At 37.3% G+C, this 7,095-nt stretch carries 8 protein-coding genes; 2 read left to right on the forward strand and 6 right to left on the reverse strand.

Annotated elements, in window-relative coordinates:
- Positions 1-168 precede the first annotated feature (168 nt).
- A complete protein-coding gene (locus J7I83_RS15800) occupies positions 169-660 on the forward strand; it encodes a hypothetical protein (RefSeq protein ID WP_215102291.1) in 492 nt (163 codons plus the stop codon).
- Positions 661-999: 339 nt separating this feature from the next.
- On the opposite strand, the gene J7I83_RS15805 is transcribed toward J7I83_RS15800, so the two are convergent.
- The 3 genes from J7I83_RS15805 to J7I83_RS15815 all read right to left on the reverse strand — a co-directional run bounded on the left by J7I83_RS15805 (position 1,000) and on the right by J7I83_RS15815 (position 3,487).
- Positions 1,000-2,022 carry a replication initiation protein gene (locus J7I83_RS15805; RefSeq protein WP_215102292.1) on the reverse strand — a complete coding sequence of 341 codons (1,023 nt, stop codon included), beginning with the start codon at positions 2,020-2,022 and terminating at the stop codon, positions 1,000-1,002.
- 380 nt (positions 2,023-2,402) lie between these two features.
- Positions 2,403-2,966: a tyrosine-type recombinase/integrase gene (locus J7I83_RS15810; protein WP_215102293.1), complete on the reverse strand. Its 564-nt coding sequence runs from the start codon at positions 2,964-2,966 to the stop codon at positions 2,403-2,405.
- Between the two features lie 317 nt (positions 2,967-3,283).
- Positions 3,284-3,487, reverse strand: coding sequence for a hypothetical protein (locus J7I83_RS15815; protein ID WP_215102294.1), 204 nt, complete (start codon positions 3,485-3,487; stop codon positions 3,284-3,286).
- A gap of 202 nt (positions 3,488-3,689) precedes the next feature.
- On the opposite strand from J7I83_RS15815, the gene J7I83_RS15820 reads away from it, so the two are divergent.
- A complete protein-coding gene (locus tag J7I83_RS15820) occupies positions 3,690-4,313 on the forward strand; it encodes a hypothetical protein (protein ID WP_215102295.1) in 624 nt (207 codons plus the stop codon).
- Positions 4,314-4,580: 267 nt separating this feature from the next.
- On the opposite strand, the gene J7I83_RS15825 is transcribed toward J7I83_RS15820, so the two are convergent.
- The 3 genes from J7I83_RS15825 to J7I83_RS15835 form a co-directional block, all read right to left on the reverse strand.
- Positions 4,581-5,174 (reverse strand): MerR family transcriptional regulator, encoded by a 594-nt coding sequence (locus tag J7I83_RS15825; RefSeq protein WP_215102296.1) that lies wholly within the window; start codon positions 5,172-5,174, stop codon positions 4,581-4,583.
- Positions 5,175-5,288: 114 nt separating this feature from the next.
- Positions 5,289-6,353, reverse strand: a complete 1,065-nt coding sequence (gene mobV, locus J7I83_RS18155; RefSeq protein WP_215102298.1) for a MobV family relaxase — start codon at positions 6,351-6,353, stop codon at positions 5,289-5,291.
- Positions 6,354-6,872: 519 nt separating this feature from the next.
- On the reverse strand, positions 6,873-7,095 hold a 223-nt coding region (locus J7I83_RS15835), incomplete at its 5' end, for a hypothetical protein (protein WP_215102305.1).

Genomic DNA, 7,095 nt, shown 5'->3' on the forward strand with positions numbered 1-7,095 from the left:
TATTGAGTAATAATGCCTGCAAATATGATCCTTTATGTTCTTATGTATATATCGTAGACATATTCACCTTTTATTACATTTTTGGTAAAAATAACTATTAATTTGTGTTACTCTGTTTACCGTAACTTATTTTCTCTAAAATTTCAAAAAAATAAGGAGGACTTCATCATGAAGAAAGTTATTTTTCCATTACTAACATTAGGTTTAGTTTTCTCAGGAACTCAAGCCACTCATGCTTCTACTGAGTCACCTACTCAAGAAGCCACAACTTCTACTTCTAGCACTGCTGCATTAAACAGTGGAGGTACTATTACCCCAATGGCTACAGTTGTGCGCGTCGACAAGCCTATCGCTGCCAAAGGAACAGTAACTAATTACCAATTAGGTCAGCTTATAAATCATTACGAAAACTATTCTAGTTGGTTATCAGCTGTAAATACTGTTCTATATGCTGGTGGTGTAAGTTCTCCCGCCGGAGTAGCAAACTCTTTGGCTACTTCATTCGGGGGAGATGGAATTGCTCAAATAAGAGAAGCCTATTACAGTGGTCAAAATATGTATTGGGTGTCAGTATACGCAAGTGGAGTAAACCCAAGTCTTACAACGATCTATCACCGGACTTTTGGAAATACACCTATAACTTACATTGAAGATTTATAAGTTCTAATATTAATTAACTTAAAAAAAGATACCAAATTAATTTGGTATCTTTTTTTAGAGATATTAGTTTGCTCCAGTATATAAAACAAGAGTACACATGGGCTTATAAAATAGACTAGACTTCTTGCAGAGATTACGGCGTTCTCCCAGGGTGAAAAGCAAGTGGCTGCCTCAACAGTGAGGCGCCCCCACCAAAGACAAAAGCATGGGGCCGATCGTCCTCGATGGACGTTCATTCCCCAGTAGTTCAACAGCAAAGAAGAATGGTTTAACCGAAGCTATACTTCATGGCAAAACAAGAAAAAATCGGTAAGTCAAAAGCGACTTACCGATTTTTTCTTAACTTTTATCTTCTAACCAGTTATAAAATTCTACTTTTTTCGCAGAGTTATTAGATGGTAATGATTTATGATTTTTCTTAAGTAATCTATTCAATTCTCTAAAATTCAATACAGCTTTTTGAATCAACATATTTGCCTTTTCATTCGTTATAGAAATAGGTTCATCCGTGAATTCACTCATATTTTCTATTTCTAGAATTAAATCTTTTGCACGCAGCCTATCAGATTCAACATCCAAATTCATATACTCGAACATATCTTCAAAAACGATATCCACGATGCTTTTGATTTCCTTGATCTGTTTCTTAGTAGCACTGGTCAACTTTTGTCCATTGGACCAAATTAAATCAAAACCTACAATTGCACGTCCCTCTTTTTCAACGTTGTATCTTACATCTAATTCCGTGTGCTCATTAATTTCTCTAATAGCGACATCAAGCACCATTTTTCTGAAATCTCCAGTATTGTTTATATACGTTTTTTTATTTTCAACTCCAAATAACTTCATCAATCCAGTTTTAGAAATTGGCTTATGCCAGTAACCATAATGAGCCTTTATGTAATCATATAAAGTCCATGAAAAGCTACTTTTAAACTTAGAGGCAATCGTTAAGTCGGTTGTAATATAGTATCTTTCTTTTAATTCTAAAATATGAGGAATCATTTCTTCTGCCCAAGTAAAACGGAAAAGTCCTTTAGCATATTTCATTTTCCGAAAAACATTCCAGTATTCGAATGCATCATTTTCTAAATCTTCCATACCAACTTGTAAACTTAAAATACGTTGAGAGTCTTTTTTGGCATCTTCAGTTTTATATTGTTTTATATCAAACTTCTTTTCAAAATCAACCTTATGAAATTCGGTAATACCGTCTTGTTGTGTGCAGTAAATGGAGAATGCTAGTAATTGCATTTGATTTAATGACAAACCTTGGTTCAGTTTTGCCATGGATAATTCATTGCTTTTTCGGATAGAGTTTTCATATGAAATTAATTGTTTTTTAGAATTTATTCTCGCCATTTTGTAACTCCTTTTATTAAGATTAATTTCACCTTTTAATTAAGTTTAACAGTAAAGACGAAACTTATAAATAACAAATTAAAAAGTTTTATATTTAATAAAAAACTTACAAAAGAGGGGTAAAAAACTTACAAAAGAGGGGTAAAAAACTTAATAGATAGGGGTAAAAAACTTATTTAAACTTTCAAAGCCTTGGCGCTCTAAGGCTCAAAGGTAACCCTAAATATAACTAATATAATTAATCTTTTAAAAGATAATATATATAAGTAAAATTTCATTTTGAAAAAATGAAAAGAAATAAGAAAAGAACAAAATGAAGACCAAGTTCGTTGCTAGAAAAAATAACAAACAAAAAACTCCGCAGAAAAAGGCTGGGAGTTTTACAGGCGAAACGCTTTTAAATTGCTCTCAATTTGCTCATCGGTGATGCCAATGTAACGCAAGGTAATCTGCGGATGGGCATGATTGAGGATATTCTGCAGCTCGGCAATGTCTTTGAATTGCTTGTAATGCCAATACCCAAACGTTTTGCGTAAGGTATGCGTGCCGATGCCTACCGAGATATCGACCATCTGTGCGGCCTTCTGAAGCTGTCTGTACGCTTGAACGCGCGTAATCGGTCCATTTCCCTTGCGACTCGGAAAAAGCCATTCAGCGCCCTCTAACGTACGAATATAGGCATCCAGTTCGTCGTAAATGTTGCCGAGGTGGATGGTCCGCCGTTTTCCGGTCTTTCCTTCACGCAACGACACCACTTTCTTGCCCTGGATCTCGCTCGTTTTGATTTTTAATAGATCCCCGACACGCAAGCCAGAATTGATGCCGAGAAGAAACAGGATGTAATCCCGTTTGCTGCACCATTTCTTCAAGCTCCATTTCATGTCCTCGATCTTTTCGAGCGATCGGATCGGCTGGACGTCTTTGATTTCGCTTTGTTTGGTCATGGAAAGCTCCTTTCGGTTAGCTGCTAGTTCAATTATTTCTAGAAAAAACGGATGTAATGACCTATTCAAGGAATTTCGAGAAAAGAAAAAAGAGCGCCGCCAAGGAAAAGCGAGCCCAGTAGAATCAACGATCTGAATGTATCATTTTTTTTCGTAATGTCAGTTTCGCTGGTTTTTTTCGCGAAGTCAATAGAATGGGGGTTTTGAATGTAACTTACTTGCTATTAAGTTACATTCAAAACCGGATTAGGAGTAGTATATTTGCACGTGGTGAAATTAAAAAAGGCCTTTTTTCTAAAAAGACCTTTTTTGTACTGCTATTTTTTGAAAAAAATTCTGCTAACTACTGAAATTATAAATGTCACAGCAATAATACTTAAAAGGATATTAGTAATTACTAAGCTGTCACTTAATACTCCAATCTCACTTTGAACCCGAAGCAGACTACTTTGAGTGTTATCAGCGATAGAGCCTATGCTCGAAACTAGGTTATTCCAGTCTTGTGTTGTAATTTCATTCATGATTTCTACCCCCTTTTTTTGCTTTAAATAAGTGTAGCACACTTAAATTAACATGGTTTCTATATTCCATTAGTAGAAATTAATGGATATCAATTGAAATAATATAGAAATAATTGTAACATTCTAATTATTCTAATAGGAAAGGAGTGGTAATATTTTTAATGCAAGGAAAACTTTATTTTTTGTAGCCTTAGTTTTTGGATTGCTTTTAGCAGCACCTTCGTTCTCAGCAGCGAGCACTTCTACAGACAACGATTCGTTTAAAGAAAGAATTAGTGGGATTGAATTTGAAATTCCATATAACGAATCAGACGTCTATGTTGAAAAATCAGTAGAAGGATTGGTTAGTAAGATTGAAGTATTTGAAAAGGGTTCTGGAAAATTGTTAGATACTTTTGCTGTAGAAGATGAACTTGTAGAGAATGAAAATGAATTATTTTCTGCGATGAGTAATACAGTTTTAAGAAATATAACAAGATACCGCCCAAGCGATGCTGACAATGGTTTACAGACTTGGATTAGAAGCGTAATTGAAGTTTATAATACAAGTAGCTTTACACAAATTCAAAATGTTCAAGACACTAGGTGGTTTACTGGTTCTGGAGGACATACGATAGAAAATGCTTCAGCTTATGCAGTTTCCACTACTGGTAGTTTTCCAACAGCTAGCATTAATGTTTACGGCGATACAACTATCCAAGTTATAACTTCATTATCTGCATCAGCCGGATTTGAAGCAGCCGGATTCTCACTCGGAACAACAGTTGGTTCAGACTATTATTACCGTAAAACTGTCGATCTATCCTTCTCATATTCGGTTTATTAAAATAAAAGCCATACCCGGAAATTCGGGTATGGCTTTTATTTGTTTTACTTTCTTTTGTTATGTTTCTCTCTCATAAAGACCATTCTCAGGACATCACTTCGATGCGTTATGTCGCTATCTGGCTGATGTTTTTCCAGAAGCGTCAAAATCTCGTCCAGTTCAATGACCGTAAATTCAAGAAATATCCGTCCTTTCTAAACAACATCTAGGAAGTGAATGTAACTTAACTGCACTTAAGTTACATTCGTTTCCGCTAAAACAGTACCTTTATTTGTTCCAGATTCTTGCCCATAAACCTCGGGTGTCCTTTTTGGGTGTGACCGTTTCTGGTTCGCTTTCTGGCTGCTGTGAGGACGATTCTAAGCTCTCTATCTTTGGTTGATCGGACGAAGGCGCATCCAGTGGCTGCAAACTGCCTTTCAGCATTTTTACTTCCTCTAAAATCTGCCCATTTTGCTCTTCTTGCTTTTGAATGCTTTGCGCCATCTGATCAATCGTTTGTTGCTGATGCTGAATCAGTCGCAGCAGCCGTTCCTCTATGGTCAGTTCATTTACGGTCGCTTCGTGGCGTTCTGTGTCGTCTTGTATCGCTTCAGAAAGCGTAGCTTGGCGCGCTATGCTTTCTGATTTAGACCATAAGAAAACTGCATCTGCACTGTCTTCTAAAGTCATTCCGCTGCTATCCTTGAGCGTTATGAACTTTCGTAACGCCATAAGATCTGTATCGCTGTACCAACGATGACCTTGAGCATTCTTTTTGAAGGTGTATCCACTTTGTTCTAGCAATAACGAATACTTGCGAAGCGTTGATGGTTTGATATTGAGAACCGTTGCAATATCTTCCGGTGCATGAAAGGCCATCGCTGATCGCCTCCTTTTTCTTTCATCGTAAATGACCTGCTCGAATTTGGACAGCTTAATTTTCTTAATGAATATTCTACAGAATGAAAATAAAAAAAAGAGATGGATGCCGGTTCAGCGTTCCAACTCCTGGTCTCTATTTCTAGCCATAGTTTTTTGTTTTTCTTGCTCACGCTCTTTTTGCCATTCCTTGAATTTATCCAAGTGTGTTTTTGCAAACTCCACCAACAGATTTAACTTGCTTCTCAAGGTTTTATTTTCTTTTCGCAACTCCTGATTTTCTTGTTTCAACTGGCTATTTTCTTTCTGCAGCCGTTCGGTCTTTGATTTCTCTTGATCCAGTTTCCGATCACTGGAGACAACCGCATCGAACATGTCATCAAATTGCTTCTCATGTGTTGCTATGGTGCTTTCAATGGCTTCGGTCGCTTGGGCTCTTGCTTTGAGGGCTTCAAAATCCTCCACCGGTAATTTCACGTGGTTCCGATCAAATAGAGAGGGTTTGCTGACTTGCAGCTCATCGACCTTCTTAGAAGCCGTCAGGGCATTTCTCAGGGCTTCGGTTTCCTTCTCCAGGGTTTTAATCTCTTCATTGAGCGTTAATGCCTTAAAACGGCTCATTTCGATGTGTTTCCGGTCCGAAGCAATGCCCCGTTCCACTTCAAATCCCAAGCTTTGCATATGTTTCGGAAACTCTTCCTGCATCCACTGCAATTCCTGGCGATTAAAGACATTCTTGCCCTGGAGCTTACCGTCGCGCATCGGAACGACGCCTAAATGCATGTGAGGTGTTTTCTCGTCGTTGTGAACCGTCGCATACGCGATGTTTTGTTGGCCGTAGCGTTCCGAGAACAATTTATGGCTTTCCTCAAAAAACCGTTTCTGTTCAGCCGGATCTAACCCATCAAAAAATTTCCGGTCCGACGTCACCAGCAGCTCATTCACGAGCACGGCATCTTTTCGGGTTTTTCGTTCGCTCACTTTTTGGCTCTCAATGATGGCTTTCACGTGTTTGTTGTAATCAATTTTTTCTTGATGCAGCAAATCATAATTCAAATGTTCACGGTCCGGATCGATGTCTGGATTCGTCCGACTTTCCCGTTCTCGCTGGTTGTGAAATTGCATGCCCTTTAAATCCGGGCTCTTCATTTTCTGCATCCGTACCACAGCAAAACTCACAACAACACGCCCCCTTATTCCGGTCAACTTCCAGGTAAAGTATAGCACACTATACTTTATTGCATAAAGGTGTGCTCTCCGAGGGTAAGAGCGAAGGTCAAAAGCAAGTGGCATCATCCTTTTGGATGCACCACCTAAATTCAAAAGCATGGGGTCGCTCGTCCTCGATGGACGGTCATTCCCCAGTAGTTCAAGAGCAAGAAAAGACAGCCGGCTTCGGCTATCTTTTCCGTAAATCAAAAGTAAAAAAAGACGATCCGATTACTCGGTCGCTTTTTTCTTAATCAATAAAATTTGAATGAACTCAATAACGGCTAATATTGAACCACAGATTTACCCAAGAATTATAATTAAACGATATACAAAGCTAAGATTAAGATTTTCATTTTAGCTAAAGAAAAAATAGAAGTAATAACAAAAACAGCTCCGAAACTGACCAATATTAAAATCAATATATTTAACGAGAATGGAAAGTTAATGCTGCCAATTTCCCCCAATAAAAAAAGGAATTAGCAATTGCTAATTCCTTTTTTTATTTAACTCTTTTTTAGTTTTCAAATATCCTATTAAAGCGAAAATAAAAATGAAAATATATGCATATGTATCAAAAGCTAACAATAAGGGCTCATTTTGATTTATCACCCTATAAACTTTTAATAACAATAAAATAGGTCCGGTAATTAACATTAATAAAAATATTTTTTCTCTTGCTTTTAAGTTTTGCATTTTCAGTCCTCCTAAA

This window comes from Planococcus sp. ISL-110 (genome assembly GCF_018613575.1).
Taxonomy (GTDB): Bacteria; Bacillota; Bacilli; order Bacillales_A; family Planococcaceae; genus Planococcus.

Bases quoted from the DNA above. Each gene is read 5' to 3' on its own strand.
- J7I83_RS15800 (WP_215102291.1), top strand. From the start codon at position 169: ATGAAGAAAGTTATTTTTCCATTACTAACATTAGGTTTAGTTTTCTCA.
- J7I83_RS15805 (WP_215102292.1), bottom strand. From the start codon at position 2,022: ATGGCGAGAATAAATTCTAAAAAACAATTAATTTCATATGAAAACTCT.
- J7I83_RS15810 (WP_215102293.1), bottom strand. From the start codon at position 2,966: ATGACCAAACAAAGCGAAATCAAAGACGTCCAGCCGATCCGATCGCTC.
- J7I83_RS15815 (WP_215102294.1), bottom strand. From the start codon at position 3,487: ATGAATGAAATTACAACACAAGACTGGAATAACCTAGTTTCGAGCATA.
- J7I83_RS15825 (WP_215102296.1), bottom strand. From the start codon at position 5,174: ATGGCCTTTCATGCACCGGAAGATATTGCAACGGTTCTCAATATCAAA.